The sequence below is a fragment of the Sporocytophaga myxococcoides genome (genome assembly GCF_000775915.1).
GTDB classification, from domain to species: domain Bacteria; phylum Bacteroidota; class Bacteroidia; order Cytophagales; family Cytophagaceae; genus Sporocytophaga; species Sporocytophaga myxococcoides_A.
Genome location: NZ_BBLT01000006.1, coordinates 469,312 through 489,627, shown reverse-complemented (window position 1 = coordinate 489,627; position 20,316 = coordinate 469,312). Strand labels below are relative to the sequence as shown.

General features: G+C 36.8%; 16 protein-coding genes. 4 read left to right on the top strand and 12 right to left on the bottom strand.

Annotated features, from left to right (window positions below; all coding sequences use genetic code 11):
- Positions 1-4,866 (bottom strand): hypothetical protein (locus MYP_RS16330; RefSeq protein ID WP_045465448.1); only part of this gene is annotated, 4,866 nt, incomplete at its 3' end.
- Positions 4,867-5,800: 934 nt separating this feature from the next.
- Entirely contained in the window at positions 5,801-6,877 is a 1,077-nt protein-coding gene (locus MYP_RS16325) for an acyltransferase family protein (RefSeq protein ID WP_197060102.1), read from the bottom strand.
- 286 nt (positions 6,878-7,163) lie between these two features.
- Between MYP_RS16325 and MYP_RS16320 the strand changes: the two genes are divergently transcribed.
- Both MYP_RS16320 and MYP_RS16315 read left to right on the top strand, forming a co-directional pair.
- Positions 7,164-7,955 carry an AraC family transcriptional regulator gene (locus MYP_RS16320; protein WP_262506789.1) on the top strand — a complete coding sequence of 264 codons (792 nt, stop codon included), beginning with the start codon at positions 7,164-7,166 and terminating at the stop codon, positions 7,953-7,955.
- A gap of 213 nt (positions 7,956-8,168) precedes the next feature.
- Entirely contained in the window at positions 8,169-9,152 is a 984-nt protein-coding gene (locus MYP_RS16315) for a ribose-phosphate diphosphokinase (protein WP_045465446.1), read from the top strand.
- A gap of 4 nt (positions 9,153-9,156) precedes the next feature.
- Here the strand turns inward: MYP_RS16315 and MYP_RS16310 are convergent, their stop codons facing one another.
- The 3 genes from MYP_RS16310 to MYP_RS16300 all read right to left on the bottom strand — a co-directional run bounded on the left by MYP_RS16310 (position 9,157) and on the right by MYP_RS16300 (position 11,622).
- Entirely contained in the window at positions 9,157-10,164 is a 1,008-nt protein-coding gene (locus tag MYP_RS16310) for a hypothetical protein (RefSeq protein ID WP_045465443.1), read from the bottom strand.
- A gap of 112 nt (positions 10,165-10,276) precedes the next feature.
- On the bottom strand, positions 10,277-10,933 hold the full coding sequence (locus MYP_RS16305) for a phosphoribosyltransferase (RefSeq protein WP_052430273.1): 657 nt from the start codon (positions 10,931-10,933) through the stop codon (positions 10,277-10,279).
- 41 nt (positions 10,934-10,974) lie between these two features.
- Positions 10,975-11,622: a dienelactone hydrolase family protein gene (locus MYP_RS16300; RefSeq protein WP_045465441.1), complete on the bottom strand. Its 648-nt coding sequence runs from the start codon at positions 11,620-11,622 to the stop codon at positions 10,975-10,977.
- Positions 11,623-11,973: 351 nt separating this feature from the next.
- On the opposite strand from MYP_RS16300, the gene MYP_RS16295 reads away from it, so the two are divergent.
- Positions 11,974-12,405 carry an rRNA adenine methyltransferase gene (locus tag MYP_RS16295; RefSeq protein ID WP_231570060.1) on the top strand — a complete coding sequence of 144 codons (432 nt, stop codon included), beginning with the start codon at positions 11,974-11,976 and terminating at the stop codon, positions 12,403-12,405.
- A gap of 322 nt (positions 12,406-12,727) precedes the next feature.
- Complete coding sequence (locus tag MYP_RS16290) at positions 12,728-13,330, top strand: phytanoyl-CoA dioxygenase (protein ID WP_231570059.1); 603 nt, start codon at positions 12,728-12,730, stop codon at positions 13,328-13,330.
- Between the two features lie 503 nt (positions 13,331-13,833).
- On the opposite strand, the gene MYP_RS16285 is transcribed toward MYP_RS16290, so the two are convergent.
- The 7 genes from MYP_RS16285 to MYP_RS16255 all read right to left on the bottom strand — a co-directional run bounded on the left by MYP_RS16285 (position 13,834) and on the right by MYP_RS16255 (position 20,302).
- A complete protein-coding gene (locus MYP_RS16285; protein ID WP_045465440.1) occupies positions 13,834-14,442 on the bottom strand; it encodes a hypothetical protein in 609 nt (202 codons plus the stop codon).
- Positions 14,430-15,191: a hypothetical protein gene (locus MYP_RS16280; RefSeq protein WP_045465438.1), complete on the bottom strand. Its 762-nt coding sequence runs from the start codon at positions 15,189-15,191 to the stop codon at positions 14,430-14,432. The genes MYP_RS16285 and MYP_RS16280 overlap by 13 nt, the downstream gene beginning before the upstream one ends.
- 143 nt (positions 15,192-15,334) lie before the next feature.
- Positions 15,335-15,799 carry a hypothetical protein gene (locus tag MYP_RS16275; protein ID WP_052430272.1) on the bottom strand — a complete coding sequence of 155 codons (465 nt, stop codon included), beginning with the start codon at positions 15,797-15,799 and terminating at the stop codon, positions 15,335-15,337.
- 19 nt (positions 15,800-15,818) lie between these two features.
- Positions 15,819-16,187 carry a hypothetical protein gene (locus MYP_RS16270; protein WP_045465435.1) on the bottom strand — a complete coding sequence of 123 codons (369 nt, stop codon included), beginning with the start codon at positions 16,185-16,187 and terminating at the stop codon, positions 15,819-15,821.
- A gap of 71 nt (positions 16,188-16,258) precedes the next feature.
- A complete protein-coding gene (locus tag MYP_RS16265; RefSeq protein ID WP_045465432.1) occupies positions 16,259-16,894 on the bottom strand; it encodes a hypothetical protein in 636 nt (211 codons plus the stop codon).
- A gap of 510 nt (positions 16,895-17,404) precedes the next feature.
- Positions 17,405-18,631: a YCF48-related protein gene (locus MYP_RS16260; RefSeq protein ID WP_052430271.1), complete on the bottom strand. Its 1,227-nt coding sequence runs from the start codon at positions 18,629-18,631 to the stop codon at positions 17,405-17,407.
- An 855-nt stretch (positions 18,632-19,486) separates the two neighbouring features.
- The gene (locus MYP_RS16255; protein WP_045465429.1) at positions 19,487-20,302 is read right to left on the bottom strand and encodes an MBL fold metallo-hydrolase; all 816 of its coding nucleotides are present in this window, start codon (positions 20,300-20,302) and stop codon (positions 19,487-19,489) included.
- Positions 20,303-20,316 lie beyond the last annotated feature (14 nt).

Sequence of the window (20,316 nt, the reverse complement as noted above, 5' to 3'; positions counted from 1 at the left end):
ATCACAGAATATTATTGGACCATTGGCTGTTATTTCAGGTTTTGGAGGGATAGGATTAACGACCACTTTAATACTGTCTGATACTTCAGAAGAACAAACTTCGTCAGAAACAAAGCTCACGGAGTACATGCCTGAAGTAGTGACAGTTAAAGGATTATCAGTTGAACCTGTAGACCAGGTAAAGGTTCCCCCAGTAAAGTCCTTGCTGCTTGCAGTAAGATCAACAGAGCCCCCATCACAGAATACTATTGGACCATTGGCTATTATCTCAGGTTTTGGAGGAATTGGGTTTACGACAACTGTAATACTGTCTGATGTTCCTGAAGGACAATCATTGGCAGATACATAACTGACAGCATACCTTCCTGAAGTAGTTACTCTAAGTGGATTATCAGTTGAACCAGTGGACCAGATAAAGGTTCCCCCTGTAAAACCGGAACTGTTAGCCGTAAGATCTACAGACCCTCCATCACAGAAGATTTGTGGACCGTTTGCTGTTATCTCTGGTTTTGGAGGAATAGGATTAACGACCACTTTAATACTGTCTGATACTTCAGAAGCACAAACTTCGTCTGAGACAAAACTAACTGCATACTTTCCTGAGGTTGTTACAGTCAAAGGATTATCAGTTGATCCTGTCGACCAGGTAAAGGTTCCCCCAGTAAAGTCCTTGCTGCTCGCAGTAAGATCAACAGAGCCACCATCACAGAATATTATTGGACCATTGGCTGTTATCTCAGGTTTTGGAGGAATAGGATTAACGACCACTTTAATACTGTCTGATACTTCAGAAGAACAAACCTCGTCAGAAACAAAGCTCACGGAGTACATTCCTGAAGTAGTGACGGTCAAAGGATTATCAGTTGATCCGGTCGACCAGGTAAAGGTTCCTCCTGTAAAGTCCTTGCTGCTTGCAATAAGATCTACTGAACCACCATCACAGAATACTAATGGACCGCTGGCTGTTATCTCTGGTTTTGGAGGAATTGGGTTTACGACAACTGTAATACTGTCTGAAGTTCCTGAAGGACAAACATCTTTAGATATATAACTAACAGCATACTTTCCTGAAGTAGTTACGGTTAATGGATTATCAGTTGAACCTGTAGACCAGGTAAAGGTTCCTCCTGTAAAATTTTGACTACTTGCAGTAAGATCTACTGAACCACCATCACAGAAGGTTAAAGGACCACTTGCTGTTATCTTTGGTTTAGGAGGATTTGGGTGAACGACAACTGTTATACTGTCTGATGTACCTGAAGGACAAACATCGTCAGAAACATAACTAACAGCATACTTTCCTGAAGTAGTTACGGTTAATGGATTATCAGTTGAACCGGTCGACCAGGTAAAGGTTCCCCCTGCAAATTCCTTGCTGCTTGCAGTAAGATCAACAGAGCCCCCATCACAGAATACTAATGGACCATTTGCTGTTATCTCAGGTTTTGGAGGGTTTGGGTGAACGATAACTGTAATACTGTCTGATGTTCCCGAAGGACAAACATTGCCAGATACGTAACTGACTGCATACTTCCCTGAAGCAGTTACCCTTAGCGGATTATCAGTTGAACCTGTAGACCAGGTAAAAGTTCCTCCTGTAAAGCCCTGACTGCTGGCAGTAAGATCAACTGAACCTCCATCACAGAAGGTTAAAGGACCACTTGCAGCTATCTTCGGTTTAGGAGGATTCGGATGAACGACAACAATTACCTCAGCAGAGCTAACCGAGGAACAAACATCATTAGAAACATAGCTGACTGTATATTTCCCGGAGGTCGTAACACGTAAAGGATTATCTGTTGATCCATTGGACCAGGTAAAGGTACCATTGGTAAAACCTAAGCTGCTGGCAGTAAGATCTACGAAACCACCATCACAGAAAGTCGTTGGTCCACTGGCATCTATTTGTGGCCTGTTAGGATTTGGATTTACAATAACTGTAATACTGTCGGATACAACAGAGGAACAAAGCTGAGAACTTTTATATGTAACCGCATATTTTCCTGATGTTGTTACACGTAAAGGGTTAACAGTTGAGCCTGTTGACCATGTAAATGTACCTCCGGTAAAGCCTAAACTACTTGCAGTAAGATCTACAAAACCGCCATCACAAAAAGTCAATGGACCACTTGCTGAGATTTGAGGCTTAGGTGGATTCGGATGAACTACTACTGTTACCTCTGCTGATACTGGTGATGAACAAGCTTTATCAGAAACATAAGTGACTGAATATTTTCCTGAGGTTGTTACGCGCAAAGGATTAGCGGTTGAGCCAGTGGACCATGTAAAGGTACCTCCTGTAAAGCCTTGGCTGCTGGCAGTAAGATTTACTGAGCCTCCGTCACAGAAAGTTAATGGGCCGCTGGCCGCTATCTCTGGTTTTGGAGGGTTTGGATGAACTATTACAGTGACACTATCTGAGACTACAGAAGGGCAGAGGTTGGAACTTCTATAAGTAACCGCATATTTCCCTGATGTCGTTACACGCAAAGGATTAGCCGTTGAACCTGTCGACCAAGTAAAAGTACCTCCGGTAAAGCCTAAACTGCTGGCAGTAAGATCTACCGAACCGCCATCACAGAAAGTCAATGGACCACTGGCTGATATTGTTGGTTTTGGAGGATTTGGGTGAACTACAACAGTTAACTCTGCAGATACAGGTGATGAACAAAGATTGTCAGAAACATAAGTGACAGTATATTTTCCTGATTTCGTTATACGCAAAGGGTTAGCAGTCGACCCTGTGGACCAGGTAAAGGTACCACCTGTAAAACCAGTACTTCTGGCAGTAAGATCTACAGATCCGCCATCACAGAAAGTCAAAGGACCGCTGGCCGTTATTGTTGGTCTTGGAGGATTAGGGTAAACTGTAACAGTAACAGTGTCTGATACTATAGAAGGACAAAGGTTTGAACTTCTGTATGTAACTGTATATTTACCGGATGTTGTTACATGCAATGGATTAGCTGTTGAACCTGTGGACCAGGTAAAGGTACCACCGGTAAATCCTAAGCTGCTGGCCGTAAGATCTACCGAACCACCATCACAGAAAGTCAATGGGCCACTGGCTATTATTTGAGGTTTTGGAGGATTTGGGTAAACAATAACTGTAATACTGTCTGATGAAACGGAAGAACAAACATTGTCAGAAACATAACTGACAGCATATTTTCCGGATGTAGTTACCTTCAGCGGATTATCAGTCGAACCTGTTGACCATGTAAAGGTACCACCAGTAAAACCTGCACTGCTCGCAGTAAGATTTACAGAACCACCGTCACAGAAAGTTAATGGTCCGCTGACTGCTATTTGTGGTTTCGGAGGAACTGGATTTACTACAACAGTTACCTCTGCGGACACGGGAGATGAACAAGCATCGGTAGAAACATAAGTGACGGTATATTTTCCCGAGGTAGTTACGCGCAAAGGATTAGCCGTTGACCCTGTGGACCATGTAAAGGTACCGCCTGTAAAACCTGAACTGCTGGCAGTAAGATTCACAGAACCACCATCACAGAAGATCAGCGGGCCGCTAGCTGTTATCTGTGGTTTCGGAGGATTCGGATGAACAGTAAATTTAAAACCTGCCATATTCTGATTGGAACATTTAACCGAATCAATGGTATTTGCTACAACCACAAAGTATGTTGCGCTTTCTTTAACTGTTAAAGTAGAAATGTTAATTTTGGTTATAACAAGATTGGCAGGAGCTATACTATCTTTATACCAGCTGTATTTGTAGGTGTCTCCAGTTTTCAAACCAGTTGCATTTGCAGTTAGTACAGAAGAGTCTCCTGCACATATGTTCGACAAAGGCCCTGTTATCGTTACTGCTTTTGGGGCCTCACACAATGGTGTACATAAAGCTTTTTCCGTTGTACAATTACAGTCTGGTGTTGCTTGTCCTATTTGAGTCGTAGCCGGACCGCAATATTTGATTTTAGATGAATTAGATAAGGGCGCATTAAACGAACCATAAGAATTTATTTTAAATAAAGCGCATTCTCCACTATTAATACTATCCCCTCTGAATAAATTTGCTGTATTGTTTGTTTCCAGGTGATTGGCTTGCATGACAGAACCCTGATTCAGATAAATAGGACCTGCATTGGAGTTCACAGCAATGGTTCCGGCGGTTACAGTACCTGCATTATATATCCTACCACTGTTGATCGTTAGTTTACCTCCAATCGTAATATGCGATTCACCGCAATAATTGGTCATAGCATTACCAGCATTTTGAACTGTAAAATCCCCGGCGGCATATACATCACCTGTGTTAAATATAAAACCCTCATTTTGAAGAAAAACTTTACCGCTGGAAGTAAAATTAGCTCCCTTGCCAACAATGATCCTTCCGCCTTTATTGGAAGTAACGTCTGCTGTATTAATATTTGAATTATCTTCTGCTGTAATAAATATCTTGTTTCCCGGATTTACATTCTGAGAGATTGTAAGAGAAGCCCCGGTTTTTGTAGTAAAAGAAGACATACCGTTAATCGTAGCTGAAGATAATAGAGCGCCTGTATTATGAGCAATAAAGGAAAATGTATCGGGCTCAGTTACTAAATTGCTTATGCGTGTATTATCCCCGAAACTTTCAATGGTATTGTTCAATGCTCCTGTACTTATCTGAACGTTTGTTAATTGTACATTCGGGGCGCAAATTTTTAATTTAACATTCCTAAAAGTTGAACTGAATGAAAAGTTACTTCCCCCCGAAATACAAATTGTCTGATTATTTGCCGTTGCAACAATGGATGCATTCGTGGCGTAAGAAGTAGTGCAGTTATCGCATTGAGCATAACCTTTAAATTGAAAGTAAATGCTCAACAGGAATACTAAAGCGGTAATTCTTTTATTCATATCGTAAATAAAAAGCGGTATAAATCAATGTTACAACTACAAAAATAACTTATCTATTAATACTGTCTAAGAATTATTTTTATATAAAATAGGATATAAACAATTTAAGATTTAATTAATTTATGAAATATAACTTTAGGAATATCAAGATGTAAAAAAACACGCATAAGAATATAATGTTTAAATGAGCATAAAAAAATATAGACTCGTAAGAGAGACATCTATTAATCTTGCTCCGTATTGAATTATTGAGTATATAATCTATCGTTTCCACTATTTCAATATTTGTTAAATCAACACTGAATAAACGTCCCTTCCATATCTGATAGCTCCATTGTTAAATTTGGTAGGAGAGCTTTTATTAAAGAACCAAACGGTGGGTAGATGATGTATAAAAATTGGGGATCTGGTCTTTGGGATTACATTTTTTATTCAAAGATTTTTAATATAAATAAGTAATTTTAAATTCTACCAGAGGACCTAGAATATTATTATAATATATACAAGTAAAATGCAAAAGGTAAACATAAATTTCGCTGATTTATTCTGACACATATTTTGGAGGCGATGAAAAAACTAAAACTGAAGTATGCAATGATTCAAAATCCACAGTTGTGCGGGCTCAATGATTTATTCACGGAAAAGCAAGTTGGTCAATAGGAAGAAATTTTGGTAAATAGCAGGAGTTATGGGAAGTATTTTTTTACATTTTAAAGATTATAAATGGTAGTTTAGCTAATTTTTGAGAGATGAATTAGTATAATTATTAATTATAAAGAAAGGTCGTAAGGGAAAAATGTGGTTTTGAGGGTAACAGTCATGATACGCGATTCAATCTCTGTTCCCGGAAATCCTCGAATAGTTTTTGAGAACTATTAGTGGATTTCCGGGGACAATGAAATGCTTCTCAGGATCACTTGACTGACTTGAAGACCTAAAGTGATTTAGAGAGCGCTACTTTATTTTTAGCAGATAAAAAGCGATTCCTAAGCCAGGCTCTTAATTGTATATCATATAACTTCATAAGGCCATAGGCAAGCGCCAAAGAAACAATAGCAGTCAGCAGTCCTGCAGGCCAGGCTTTATTGAAGCTGTATCCATTGTTCACAACCCATGAATAAAATAAATATATTACAGGATAGTGTGTAATATAGATGGGATAGGAGATGTCTCCCAGAAATTGGGATACCTGTTTGGCTTTTCCCTCCACTTTTCCTCCGGCTCCAAGCCATACAATAAAAGGGAATACAACGACAAGACAAAAACATTCATATAAGCCATTCTGCCATGGCTGTTCATTTCCGCCAATACGTGGTATAGAAAGAATCAGAATCAATAAGAGACCTGTATACAAAAAGGCATTTTTAATATATTTTAGCTTGATTGTTCTTGCCAGTAATAATCCTGCCAGAAAAGGAAAGGCCACGCGAATAAAACCGATCTTCAATTGCTGAGGATCGTCTAAGGCCCATCCACCTATAATATCTCCTGCAGGATTGGTAAGAGCATAGTGAATAGTAAAACCAGCTGCAATAGTTGCAAAGATGCCTAAAACAAAAGCAGGTAAATGCCTTAATAATAAGGCGTAGGAGATGTTGGCGATCTCTTCAAAAAAGAGTGTCCAGGTTGCACCATTGAGGGGAAACATTTCATTCCATCCTCTGATATCCAATCCTTTACCAACTGGAATAAGAAAAAAACCAAGAATCATTACAATAACAACTTTGCTCAAAGGAACTTCGGAAATGCCACCCCAGCCTAATACAGGTGAATGCTGAAAATAAAACAGCAATGCTCCGATAATTGATCCAACTATAAGCATAGGCTGCAGACGTATAATCCGTCGTTTGAAAAAGTGTCCCAGTGACATATTGCTCCACCGGTCATCATAGGCATAGCCTATAACATAACCCGAAAGAATAAAGAAAAAATCTACAGCCAGATAACCATGATTAATCCATTGTTTGGTATGATCTCCTCCGGAGTGAATTTCAACTGTGAAACAGGACAACCATTATAGCAGCTATGCCTCTTAAGCCATCAAGGTATTTCATAGTGAGGTTTTGATTTTGATAAATCTAATAAGGTATTCATTATTAATTTATTAAATAAATTCTGTATGTCGCTTTAAGGTTAGTACAAGTTAGAAGAAAGCTATTTATTGTATTTGTCTGATATTTGTTATTAGTTGTCCGATATTTGCAATTTCTTCGTTTCTTAAGAAGAATGGTAAAAAGTATTAAATATTGTCATATACCGGTTAAAGAAAATACTTCATTTCTTTTTGATCATGTGGTATTGCCTGGGATAAGCAAGTTAATCTGCATCAGCAGGATTTCTGGGAGCTTACATACATCATAGGAGGCAGGGGAACGAGGGTCATTGGAGATGCTATGGGGCCTTTTTCAGAAGGAGAGGTGATTTTGATTCCTCCACATATTCCTCATTGCTGGTCATTTGATGAAGACATATGCGATAAGGAAGGAAAGATTGAAAATATATGTATTTTCTTTTCCGATGTTTTCCTTAAAAATAACGGAATTGTTTTTCCGGAACTGGAGGCGGTAATCAAAAGGATTATGGAACATTCCCAAGCCATTTCTTTTGGTGGTAGTGGCCTGTCAGCCATGCAACGCATCGTAAAATCTATGATCAGGCAGAATAAAGTGGAAAGGCTTTCCTCCATGATCAGACTACTGCCATTAATAGCTCAGCCTGAAATAGCAAATACAGTGGGAGGGCCTGTTGTGGAAGATACGAATGACAAAAGGATGCAGCTTTTGCAATTATACGTGATGAATAATTTTCAGAATACGATTACGCTTGATATGGTATCTAAATTCATCGGTATGGAAAAAGCTTCCTTTTGTGTGTTTTTTAAGAAAATGACGAAGACTTCCTTTTTTTCATATTTAACTGAATACCGGATAGAGGCTTCATGTAAGCTTCTATTGAATACCTCTTTGTCTGTAGCGGAGGTATGTAATGCCTCAGGATTTTCAGATGTTCCTTATTATAACCGGGTGTTTAAAAGGTTAAAGGGGATGACGCCGACACAGTACAGGACTATGAGTACTAAAAATGTATAAAGTAGTTTTATATCAATATTTTCATTTTTAATCAATTTTTAGAATTACAGTTCATGTTGAGATTGCGAAAATCTGAGCTATCAAAGAGAATAAAATTGAGGTAAATGGGTGAATGGGAGTTTAAATGGAAAATTATTTTGTAACATCCTTATCATAGATTATCCTGTAAACACTTTAATAATAAACATGTTTTATTCTGAAAGTATATGAGCAATGATCACGGACACGGTGAGAATTTTTTCTCTTAATATCGGAAAGCAATATGCCGAAGATGTTGCAAGGCATCTTGGAATGTATGTTGCATCACACGAAGAGAGGGACTTTGAAGACGGTGAACATAAAATAAGGTCACTTGAAAATGTACGAGGAAAAGAAGTATACATTATCCAGGCTTTGTTTTCTGATGATACCATGAGTGTAAATGACAAATTGTGCAGACTGCTTTTTTTGACCGGTTCTTTAAAAGATGCTTGTGCTTCCAAAATAACTTTAATAATCCCGTACCTTTGTTATGCAAGGAAGGACAGAAAGACCAAAGACAGGGATCCTGTTACGACCAAATACCTTGCACAAATTATTGAAGCCGTTGGGACGGATCATGTGATAACATTGGATGTTCATAATCTTCAGGCATATCAGAATTCCTTCCATTGCTTTACAGATCATCTTGAAGCAAAAATGTTATTTACAGACTATTTTGCTGAACTGGCAGCCAACGATGATATCGTTATTTTGTCCCCTGATGCGGGAGGAATGAAGAGGGCAGACGCATTTAGCATAAGCCTGGGTAAAAAAATACAAAAAGAACTTCCTGTTATCTTTATGGAAAAGAAAAGAAGCAAAGGGATAGTAACTGGAAGCAGCCTTGTCGGAGATGTCAGGAACAAAACTGTAATTATCATAGATGATCTGATCAGCAGTGGAACTACGCTTTCGAGAGCTGCTCAAGCATGTAAAGCATTCGGTGCTTTAAAAGTATACGCAGCAGCCACTCATGGTGTCTTCAGCGAAGCAGCAAATGTGAATTTACAGTCTGATGCACTTGACAAAATTATAATCACGAATTCCATTCCTGATTTCAAAATAAATAATGATCTAATCCAAAAAAAGATAGTGATTCTTGACACGGTACCATTGATTGCGGAATGCATACGAAGACTGCTTACCAATGAATCAATAACAGAATTGTTCCATTAACTTACTATCCGGAAATATACATCTGGGCCATCATTAGATAGTTCAAACCTTTAAGTTTCCATTTAAGAGGATCATTTCTGTGATCATCCAAAAGATGGCGGAAAGAAGATAAGGCCCTGAGTGTTGCACGAATGCTTTTATAAAAGGACTCTATCCCTTTATAGTAATGATCATTTGATTCACTCTCATAAACCTCTAATAATTTTTTCCCTATCCATTCATTTCCTAATATTTCACATTCAAGAGAAAAATAAGAAAGCTCTTCAACAGGGTCCTGTATTCTGAAATCAGGGTTAAATTCAAGGGCATCAATTATTACAGGCTCATTCAGAAAACAAATATGCTCTGGCCTAAGATCTCCGTGAGCCTCAATTATTCTGGCAGACCTTGAGCTTAAATGTTGTTCATTCCTTGCAATGAAATTCAACTGAAGCGTTTTTATGTTGTCCAGTATTTCATTTGTTATCTCAAATGCCGGATGCCTGAGGCTTTCAAGATTGTCAGACAGGAAAGTCCTCAATCTGCGTAGATACTCTTGCTCATGCATCTCTTTCTTCCTGGCTTGTTTGTAAAATACAGAGAGCTTTCTTCCCAGGGAGATTATTTCTTGAATGCTTATTTCTCCTTCACGAATTTTATAATCCAACATTTCCTGTTCGGGCAAACGAATCATTTTAACAAACCATTCTATGACGGTTCCCTGACCTTCGAGCTTCATTCCTACATCAGTCAGGGACAATGGGACTGTGCCAATATATACATCAGGTGCAAGGGTTTTATTGGAAGCAATTTCTTTCTGGCAATTGTGCTTCCGTCTATCCAGAGTGGATAAGTTGAGAAAGGGATACAACACCGGCTTTTTCATTTTATATACAAAGTTGTCTGTGATGAAGACATAGGACATATGCGTCTCTTTCAGCTCAACATTATTGGAATATTCAGGGAAGTGATTGCTATCTGATAAAAACTTTACAATTTCACTTGTGCTTACGTTATGGTCTTTATTGATCATTTACCCATAATCTTTTCAGATAAATAAAATTTCTCTTACTTGTTATAAAAAAATATAACCAAAATGCAGTTATGAATTTTCATGATAGAGGTAATATAAACATTGATATGGCTTATCTGGTAGAAGGTGATTTATGAAGGAAGGAAACAACTTCTTCATCAGTGCTCTGATGAAAATCATAGTAAACCTGACCTACTGCATAATAATAGGAAGGAACCTCGAGCACAATTACTTCATCTGCCAGTTCATCGATCAGGTCAGCGTAATTGTTACCGGAAACAGGGGCAGCTACAATAAGTTCCGCTACTTGCTGCTTACGACACAATTGCAGAATTGGAGCAATTGTAGAACCTGTGGCTATTCCGTCATCCACAATTATTACTGTGCGGTTTTTCATATCGGGAAGTGGTTTACCGTCTCTGTATTCTAAAATTCTTCTTTTTATTTCTTGAATACGATCTTCGATTAAGGCTTTAATGGTTGGTTCAGGCAAACGTCTTCCCAGAGCAGATAGATATACAGACTCATCTTCCGTCACTGCACCGCAGGCCAGTTCTGGCTGACCAGGATATGGTAGTTTTTTCGCAATTACAATAGAAAGCTCCCCATTGATAATCCTTGCAACGTGATAGGCAACTTCCACACCACCTCTGGGTATTCCCAATACCAAAGCATTTTTATTTTTAAATTTAGCTGACAACTCATTTCCCAACTGAATGCCTGCATCTTCTCTGTTAGTAAAAATTCGACCAGTTTCATTCCCGTACATATATTCTTATTTAGGGTATCAATAATGAGTCAATTGTGCTTTTATTTTACATTTTCCTTAAACCAGTTTCCTGCCAGTTCAGCTACTTCTTCCAGTTTACCTGATTCTTCAAACAGATGTGTAGCCCCTTGAACAATGACCATATTTTTTTCCTTTGCTCCCAATAGAGCAAAAGCTTCTTCGTTCAATTCCTTAACAGTCGGATCATTTTCTCCGACAATAAACAAAGTGGCTACATTTACTTCTTCCAGATAAGGTAAAGCAAGATCCGGACGTCCTCCTCTTGAGACAACAGCTTTTATTTTGCTACCCATTGTTGCTGCTGCTGCCAGGGCAGAAGCAGCACCAGTACTTGAACCAAACAAGCCTACTGGGAGATCTTTTGTTCTTTCATTTTCTTTAAGCCAGTTACAAATATTAACGAGTCTTTGAGTAAGCATAGAAATGTTGAACCTTGTGCTGTAATTAAGACTTTCTTCGTAAGTAAGAAGATCAAACAGGAATGTTGCAAAGCCCTTTTTCTGAAGGACTTTAGCGACAAAATTATTCCTGGGACTGAGCCTGCTGCTGCCACTTCCATGAGAAAACATTATAATGCCCGTTGATTTCACTGGAATTGTAAGAATTCCTTTTAACTCAATTGAGTCTACTTGGATAACTAATTCTCTATCAAATGCAGATTGGATCATGTTTTCAGTTGGTCTATATATTGCAAACTGTTAAGGTTTCCGGATGTTTTAGAAAAAGAATAAAGCTTAGGGTGGAAAGTGGAAAGCGGAAGCAATAGTTTAAATCCATTTCGTTTCTGGTAGAAATTAAAATGTGGTGATCATTACCTTTCTATTTACTTTTCTAAGGGAAGTATTAGGGTGGAAAAAACTGTTCGTCAGCAAAAGGAATTTTGAATCGCCATCCTTTTGTCCGATTAATCCCTATTTAAATTTCCCTGACCGGGGCTCAGTGTAGAAATGATTTTTTAATCTCGATGAAGCCTGTTACTTTAAATCCTTTAATTTTGCAGACCTAATAAATTGAAATGAATGATGCTGTTTGACCCTAACAACCATGTAATAAAACTTTGTGCTCAGGGAATGAACTTAGAGGGAGAAGGGAAAAGGGAAGAAGCTCTAAAACTCTTTCAAATGGCATGGGATGATGCTATAAATAATTTAGAGAAATTTACTTCTGCACATTATATTGCCAGACATCAAAGGAATATTTCTGAAAAATTAAAGTGGGATGAAATCGCTTTAGTTCTGGCCTTAAAAGTTAATGACGAAAATGTAAAAGGGTTGTACCCTTCTTTGTATCTGAATATTGGAAAATGCCATGAAGATCTGAATGATATTGACAATGCAAAAAAGAATTATGAATTAGCACATTCTTTTATCCATTTTCTGCCCGATGACGGATATGGTAAAATGATAAAAGATGGAATTATGAATGGAATAGCAAGAGTAAAAATCATCTAATGCAGAATACGATTAAATTGTAGCTGCTCCTTGCCAGGCATAGATGTTAAAATTATATTATTCCTATCAAGAGCCATGATGCAGTTTATCTGCAGTATCCTTTTTTTATTTTGTTCGTTCGGAGATATTTTTTTAATTTTGTAGCCATGAGAATGACCGTAATGCTATAATATTCCTTCCTGGCTTAGTTCTTAAAGCAATGCGCTTTCTTTATGCAAAGCGTACTTTTCTATTATACCCCATTTTATTGATAATTATATAACCATGCTCGCTGGTCAGCAGAATCTATTGCTGTCTGCAAATGGTTTTTAACAATTACATTATGTCAGATATACTAAGTAAAAAGGATATAGAGCATTTTATTCATAACGGTTTTGTTCGTCTTGATCATTCATTTACCAGGGAAATTGCAGATGCAGCTTTAGAGATTCTATGGAAAGACCTTCCTTGTGACAGAGCAAATCCTTCTACCTGGATAGAGCCTGTAATTCGTTTGGGAATGTATACCAATGAACCTTTTGTTAATTCCGTAAACACTCCAAAGTTATATAATGCTTTTGATCAGTTAATTGGAAAAGATAAATGGATTCCTTGCCGCAGTGTAGGCACGTTTCCTGTCAGATTTCCATCTGTTCGACAGCCTAACGATACCGGTAAGCACGTAGATGCAAGTTTTCCAGGTAATGATCCTAATAATTATTTTGAGTGGCGTGTCAATGTCAAATCAAAAGGACGGGCATTGTTAATGTTGGTTTTGTATTCAGATGTCAGCGAACATGATGCCCCGACTGTCATATATGAAGGTTCACATATTGATGTTGCAAAGCTATTGTCTAAAGAGGGAGATGCAGGTCTTTCATTTATGGAGCTTGCAAATAAGTTACACGACTTGCCTGAAAGAAAAAGAAGTGTATGCAACCGGTAAAGCTGGTACCGTTTATCTATGTCACCCGTTTTTGGTTCACTCGGCTCAGGTGCATCGGGGAAGTACTCCTAAATTTATGGCACAACCACCTTTGCTGTTAAAGGGTGAATTGTCTATTTCAGGTTCTGATACGGGATATGCTCCTGTTAAGCAGGCTATTCGTTTAGGGATAGATTAGTTATATAGAATCTCACTTTAAAAGAGGTTGTTTTTAGCAACCTCTTTTTTTAGGTTAAAATTTCTGAATCAGAATTAATGGGTTAGATTACTATTCCTATTCGAAGATAATCCTGTCTATCTCATAATCCCATGGATCCCAGTTCAGACAAATGGAAGATGTGTTTCTTTGTATCCACCGAGAAGTTTTCCATTTCACCAATAAATCAGAAGATCTTCGCGACTATTAATGTAATTAATAGATAGGAGTGCATTGCCTTGATGCGAGCCCTTCAGGGGTGTATGTTTCTTTTCTGTTCTGTTCTTATCTATAAACGTGTTAGTCGCTAATAAACAAACCTTTTAATGATTCCCTTTTTCTTTAATATTGTCAATATAGAATCTTGGTTTTTATCACTACTCAATGCTACAAATGCCGGGTCTTCCATATCAATCAACTTGATATTAGATTCACATTTGTGAATTGCAAATTGCATTTTATAAGGCTTTATGATACTGTCGGAAAGAATGTATTCTATAGCTGATGTATCACTTTCTTGCTCCCAATTATAAAGCTCCTGAACCCGGATACTGTCAGCGCTTAAATATACATAGTTATTGTTGATGTGATAGGTACCTCTGGTAACGCTTAAGTCACTCATGCAATAATCAATATAGTAAAAAGTATAATCAGGCTTAAAAATAAATTCTCCCGAACAGCAATCACATTCAAAGTAAAATCGACATTCATCCAGGTGAGTTGTAGATCCAAATTCAAAAACACGATTCCTTATATCAATGGTTGTATCAGAGATATTTTTATAGATATGTTGATTGACTTTATTAATAGTATCAGTTTTGCTTTCTATTGTCGTCTTCTTGCTCTCTGTTTCGGATCTACAGCTAATGATAAAAACTGCTAATAGTAAGACGTAGATGCTCTTTACTTTTTCCATATTTTCTTTATCAATTGTAAAAGCGTAGGTTGTACCTCCTTATTTTTTTCAATTGATTCTTTTATATCATCAAGTTTAAATTTGACTACATTGGCTTCTTCCCATTCTTTATAAGAAGGTTGTTTTAAATCTGCTCCACCTTTATGCGGATATGGAACATATCCTTTTGGAGGGGTAGGTAATTTTGTTTTACAATCCTGCGAACATAAGTTTGCAAGCAGTGGAACAACATCTGTACCTATTCTTAAAGTAATCCAGAATTGATTAGTTTCCTCATAGGAGATTTCCTTTTCACAGACACTACATTTTAAAGTAGCGCCTTCATACCTTACCGGGTTATGGTCCAATTGAGGAAATTGCAATCTATTTTTAAAATTACCATATAATACCCTGGTACTTATTCTGCTATCTATTAGATTTTTGCACTTTGTAATTTCATAAGGAAACCAATGCAAATCGTAAGAAGTATATGGATCAAAATATTGGAGGGATTCCATTTGCCCGATTTCCGGAGGTATTCTTTTAAGTCTGCTGCCGTATAAGATTAGTTTCTTAACCTTTTTTAACTTTTCGATTGATTCGGGAAGTGTGAATATTTGTGCAAATAATTCACCTCCGAGATATTTTCCCGGAGCAAATATTTCCAGTTCATTTTGTGCTACATGCTCAACGTATTTACAAAGCTTCTTCCACGCTTCGCTATTTCTGTCTTGAACGTTATTCTGTATTCTGGATATATTGTTGTTCATTTTGTTTTAAGCTTGGGATTAATTTGAATCTCGGGGTGAAATTGATTGGATAATTTTCATATTAAATTACCCATTATAGAAGACAAAAGCCAATTTGAATTAACCTCCTGATACTGGGTTAATAAAGGAACTATCATGTCCTCTCAAAGCTCCTTCTTAAAAGTGTTAATGCAGTTTTGATATTCTTCTCTGGAAAATTCCATTGGCAAAATTTTGTCAAGCCACTTGATATTGCTTCCAACTTTCTCAGAACTATAGTCTTTTTTACTTGTCATATCTAAACCAATTCTTTCCCACTTAACTATGTCATCATTAAATTCACATTCAACTATGATGACTGTGTACCAAAGGTCACAATCATCAGGGCACATCAATATTGGAATTATTTTAGCATTGCTTTCAATTTTATCCCAGACGAGTTTTCTTTCCTCATCGTCATCAAGGCAATCAAGAAGGGTTGGGATTAGTCCTGAAAAATGATGATCTGTGTAGAATTTGCGTAAGATCTGATCAAGAGGCTCTCCATCAACAGTAATTACAAGGTGTTCAGAGGGGAGGTATTCTGTTCTTCTGTATTCAGCTTTTATTTTATTTAAGTTTTTAGTCATCTTTATCCAGAATGATTCGTTAATTTCTGTCGTATGTTTTCTTATTAAGAATCTTATTTATAAAACCGTCTGCGATTTGTATAACTAATGGATGGCTTAATCTCCATGCATTATAAACTTCGTCCGCCCATTTTTTTATTAATTCAATACACTCGTCTACTGTTGTTGAGTTAGTCAGGTCTTTGGTCGTTATGTTTCCTCTTTTCAAAGGTTCAGGTCTTGACAGGTGATTTTTCGGGTTATTAAAGTCTATTAGCACAAGGCCGTTGTTGTAATTGTCCATGCAATCAAAAATACCTTTTTGATAGTCACCACCACAGAATTGACATGGTCCCATGTCAGAAACAGTAACGCCATTTTTTATTGCTTGATCAATAAAGTCTTGCATGTTCAGTTATTAGTTTTTTCTCTTATGAATTCTTCTGTTACAATGCCCTCTCCTCTTAACCAGAGGAGAGGCTAATAAGATAGACTTAGAAAGCTTGCACCTGATTCAAAATTGTCGATAAAGTTATTTTTAAAATCTTCTTTTCTTTGTTTAACAATTTCACGTGTATCAATGCTCCAACAATAGTCTACGCATGAGTATGCATATTCAAAATCTTCCTTCAATGCAAAATTATAAATGTCTTCAGAAGAAAAGCGATCCCAGAATTTGCTACTCATTCCTTTTCTTTGATAACCTACTTCTTCGTAATAAAAACCTTCTTTTTTCAGAATTTCATAATAATAAAGAACTATCCATCTGGCTCCTAAAACCTGATCATGCATGTGTTTGTGAAGCCCAATAAGTCCATTTTCTATTTCATGTTTTGTCAATAGATTGTTTAATTCTTCATCATTTGTTTTTAAGAAAAATGTGTAATTATAGTTCTTTAAAAATTCTTTCGCCTCATCGAGATGGTTTTCCTGCTTTGCAATTATCACTGTATCAAGGATATTCGGACAATCAATTTCTTGAATGTATTGCTTAAAATGTTGAAATGGTACGTTGAAATCATTGTAAGACTCTCTAGTTTCGCTTAAAACTGAGGTTGGATCAGTTGTTTGCGGCTTTATCAGTGTAGCTTTGTAATGTGTTATATCTAAGCCCATTATATTTATTTAATGTTCCTTCGAAAAATAACGTAAAGATTTTTTATAATAATCTTTAAAATACAAATGTACTGATTTTTAGAAAAGGAATATATGTTTAAGTTTAATGAGAATCTGTTCTTATCTAAACATGCTGCATTGATAGTACTATGGCCCCGATAATAGTCCTCAACCTGACGGATCTTTACTTTGTCATGCTGGACTTGTGAAGCATCTGAGTTATCAAAAATGAATAAAATTAAGCTGTTTGGCAGAATGTGGTTTATATCGCAAATTACTTTGTGACTATCCGATCCTTCGCAGGGTTCAGGATGACAAAGTAGCTGATTGTGGTTTACTAAAAATATTAACTTAATTGCTATGGGGTCGGAGAGAATATAGACAGAATTATATCTGAATATTTATAACCTGCAAAAACAATAGCATAGTTCAAAAAAATAAGGGTACAATTACAGCCAACCTATAATTATACCCTTAATCACTAATAACAAAAGGTATTAAAATTCAGAATTAATAAACAAGAACCTTGCTACTCATTTGCTTATCTCCATCGGCTATTCTTAATAGATAAACACCCGGAGTGAGTTCCAGATTATTTAAATCAATTCTTTCAGATTTTGTATCGAATTCTGATGATTTGTAAACCACTGTACCCAAATGATTCAATAAGGATATATCTAAAGCAGAATTATTAGTATACTCTACATTGATACCAGAAGTTCTTGAAACCGGATTAGGATAAAACTGAATGCCCATATCTTTCGCATTTAATGTACTGGTAGGATTTCCGCCATTAGAAGTGTGCAATATTGTACCATTGGAACCTACAATCCATCCGTTGTCAGTGTCTGTAAATGCAATAGAGTATAGATCTTCTGTGGTGCCGCTGTATTGTTCAGTCCAGGTGGTGCCACCATTCGTGGTAACGAGAATAACACCTTCGTTTCCAACTGCATAACCTTTGCTTGAATTTACAAAATACACACCATTAAGCTGTGTACTTACCCCGCTGTTTTGTTCATCCCAGAAATCTCCGCCATTAGTGGTATGGTAGATATCTCCTGACGTTCCAACTAACCATCCTTTGCTGGCATCTGCAAAACTTACTGAACGTATCGAAGGACCAGTTCCTATTGTAAATACGCTCCAGTTTGCACCACCATTGCTACTTCTAAATACACCTCCATGATTTCCCATAGCTAATCCTTTAGAGGAGTTCAATTGAACAACAGTAAATAATATATCAGCTGTTGAATATTCTGCTTTCGTCCAGTTTTGTCCACCATTTGTCGTATAAATAATGTATGAAAGTCCAAAATTGGAAGTGCTTCCTACTGCAACACCCTGGTTCTCATCAATAAAATCAACAGATCTAAGTTTGTTTTTGTCAGGACTTGTTTGTTTACTCCAGTTTGTTCCACCATTAACCGTAGTTAATATAATGCCATCGTCACCAACAGCCCATCCCTTAGTATTATCTGTAAAATCTACAGAATTCAGATGAGTAGTGACTCCGCTGGATTGAGCTCCCCACGTTGAACCGCCGTTGCTGGTATATAAAATTGTACCTTTATCACCAACGGCATAACCTGAACCTGAACCGGTGAATTTAACAGATCTTAAAATCTCTGCAGTCCCGCTTGTTTGTTTGTTCCATTGAGCCTGACTATTTGTTGCCAGAACACTTGTAAAAATTAATAATGCACCTTTAATGCAGCTACGTAAATGTTTATTCATGATATTTAAAAAATGTTTAAGAGTTAAAAATAGGATTTAATATATTTATTTAATAATGTTTAATACTTTTTAAATTAAAGGATTGCTATTCATAATGTGATTTTGGAACGGGCTGATTTTAAAGTTTTATATGCGCTTCAAAAAAAATATTATCAAAAGTCTTAAGATTCAGGCAACTTATTTTTTTAAATCGTAGGTGATAAATGATATATCCTTGCCATTGGGGCTATTCTTATTTTTTTGAGTGATAATGTGGTGCGTTTATAAAGTATTATTTAATCCGGTATTTTATATAATACTCAAATAGGAATGAGTAATATCAGCAGTATTCTCTCTATAGAACGTATAACCTAATGTTAGTGATCACCAAAAAATGACATACAAATTAAAACATAATGGACTAATAATAACGACCATTACTTTCTTTCTTTTAGTGAATACGTCTTACTATTTGGAAGGGGAAATCGATATATTTTCAATGCCAGCATACTGGCTTTATTTATTGTTTCATAGTGCCTGGTTTTATAGTGTTAATACAATTCTTTTATGCTTTAAAGGAAAGGTTTAAAATTAAACAGAGGGTGCAGGTACTTGGCTTATTGACGATTGTTTTAACCTTGACATTTTTAAAATCTAATGGACTAATCAACTTTGACGAATTAAAAGGTAAGGACATTTTAATAGCTTAAGCAGATAGTTAATCTTGTCGCAAGAGAAAGTGCCCTTTAATTTTACCCATATTTATTTATGATTTAAATTTCAATGGATAAGCATGATAAAATATGCTTATCCCTATTTTGTTTCCCCGAAAGGTCAAGTAACAGCTTGAATCACTATGATAAAAACGACCTTTTATCAAAACTCCAGTGCTTGTTGTTGATAGGTTTCTCTTTTTCCTGAAGTAGTTAATCCAATTTCATGTACCGGAATTTCCTGAGTACGGGAAGCTATTACAATCTCTACCGCTACAGCATGTTTGTCAAATAACGCTTTTGCCAGTTCGGGTGAGTTATTCTCTTCAGATAAATGAGAAAGAAAAAGATGGCTTAAGTTTTCAGATCTATGTGTCAGAAAGAGATCCAGCGCTTGTTTGTTAGATAAGTGGCCGACATCGCTTGATATCCTCTTTTTTAGGAAGTATGGATAATTGCCATTCTGAAGCATATCCTCATCATAATTGGCTTCCAGGAATACAGCATTACAGCATTTGAAATACCTGATCACATTATCGCAGACAGAACCTATATCTGTAAAAACTCCGACACACAAATCTTTATATCGGATTACAAAACTCTGAGGATCTCTGGCATCATGAAACTTAGGAAAGGCAGTAATTTCAAGCTGTCCGATCGTGATCGGTTTTTCAGGGTGCATGATGACAATAGATGGATTGGTGTCATCCAGATTGGCATTTTTAAGTGTATCCCTGGTAATATAAACAGGTAAGTTGTGCTTTTTAGAAAGAACTCTGACTCCCTTTATATGATCCGTATGTTCATGCGAGATGAATAAAGCCTTTACTTTTTTCATTGAAAGTTCGAGTCTTTTCATCCGCTGTTCGATTTCCCTGCAGCTGATTCCGGCATCTACCAGAATGGCTTCCTTTTCATTTCCTATATAGTAACAATTTCCGTTGCTGCCGGAATTGAGAGAGGTTACAAATAACTTCATTACTGAAAGTTAGT

What these genes read in the sequence shown, in the direction of transcription:
- MYP_RS16315 (WP_045465446.1), top strand. Translation starts at nt 8,169, where the DNA reads ATGATCACGGACACGGTGAGAATTTTTTCTCTTAATATCGGAAAGCAA.
- MYP_RS16310 (WP_045465443.1), bottom strand. Translation starts at nt 10,164, where the DNA reads ATGATCAATAAAGACCATAACGTAAGCACAAGTGAAATTGTAAAGTTT.
- MYP_RS16305 (WP_052430273.1), bottom strand. Translation starts at nt 10,933, where the DNA reads ATGTACGGGAATGAAACTGGTCGAATTTTTACTAACAGAGAAGATGCA.
- MYP_RS16300 (WP_045465441.1), bottom strand. Translation starts at nt 11,622, where the DNA reads ATGATCCAATCTGCATTTGATAGAGAATTAGTTATCCAAGTAGACTCA.
- MYP_RS16295 (WP_231570060.1), top strand. Translation starts at nt 11,974, where the DNA reads ATGATGCTGTTTGACCCTAACAACCATGTAATAAAACTTTGTGCTCAG.
- MYP_RS16290 (WP_231570059.1), top strand. Translation starts at nt 12,728, where the DNA reads ATGTCAGATATACTAAGTAAAAAGGATATAGAGCATTTTATTCATAAC.
- MYP_RS16285 (WP_045465440.1), bottom strand. Translation starts at nt 14,442, where the DNA reads ATGGAAAAAGTAAAGAGCATCTACGTCTTACTATTAGCAGTTTTTATC.
- MYP_RS16280 (WP_045465438.1), bottom strand. Translation starts at nt 15,191, where the DNA reads ATGAACAACAATATATCCAGAATACAGAATAACGTTCAAGACAGAAAT.
- MYP_RS16275 (WP_052430272.1), bottom strand. Translation starts at nt 15,799, where the DNA reads ATGACTAAAAACTTAAATAAAATAAAAGCTGAATACAGAAGAACAGAA.
- MYP_RS16270 (WP_045465435.1), bottom strand. Translation starts at nt 16,187, where the DNA reads ATGCAAGACTTTATTGATCAAGCAATAAAAAATGGCGTTACTGTTTCT.
- MYP_RS16265 (WP_045465432.1), bottom strand. Translation starts at nt 16,894, where the DNA reads ATGGGCTTAGATATAACACATTACAAAGCTACACTGATAAAGCCGCAA.
- MYP_RS16260 (WP_052430271.1), bottom strand. Translation starts at nt 18,631, where the DNA reads ATGAATAAACATTTACGTAGCTGCATTAAAGGTGCATTATTAATTTTT.
- MYP_RS16255 (WP_045465429.1), bottom strand. Translation starts at nt 20,302, where the DNA reads ATGAAGTTATTTGTAACCTCTCTCAATTCCGGCAGCAACGGAAATTGT.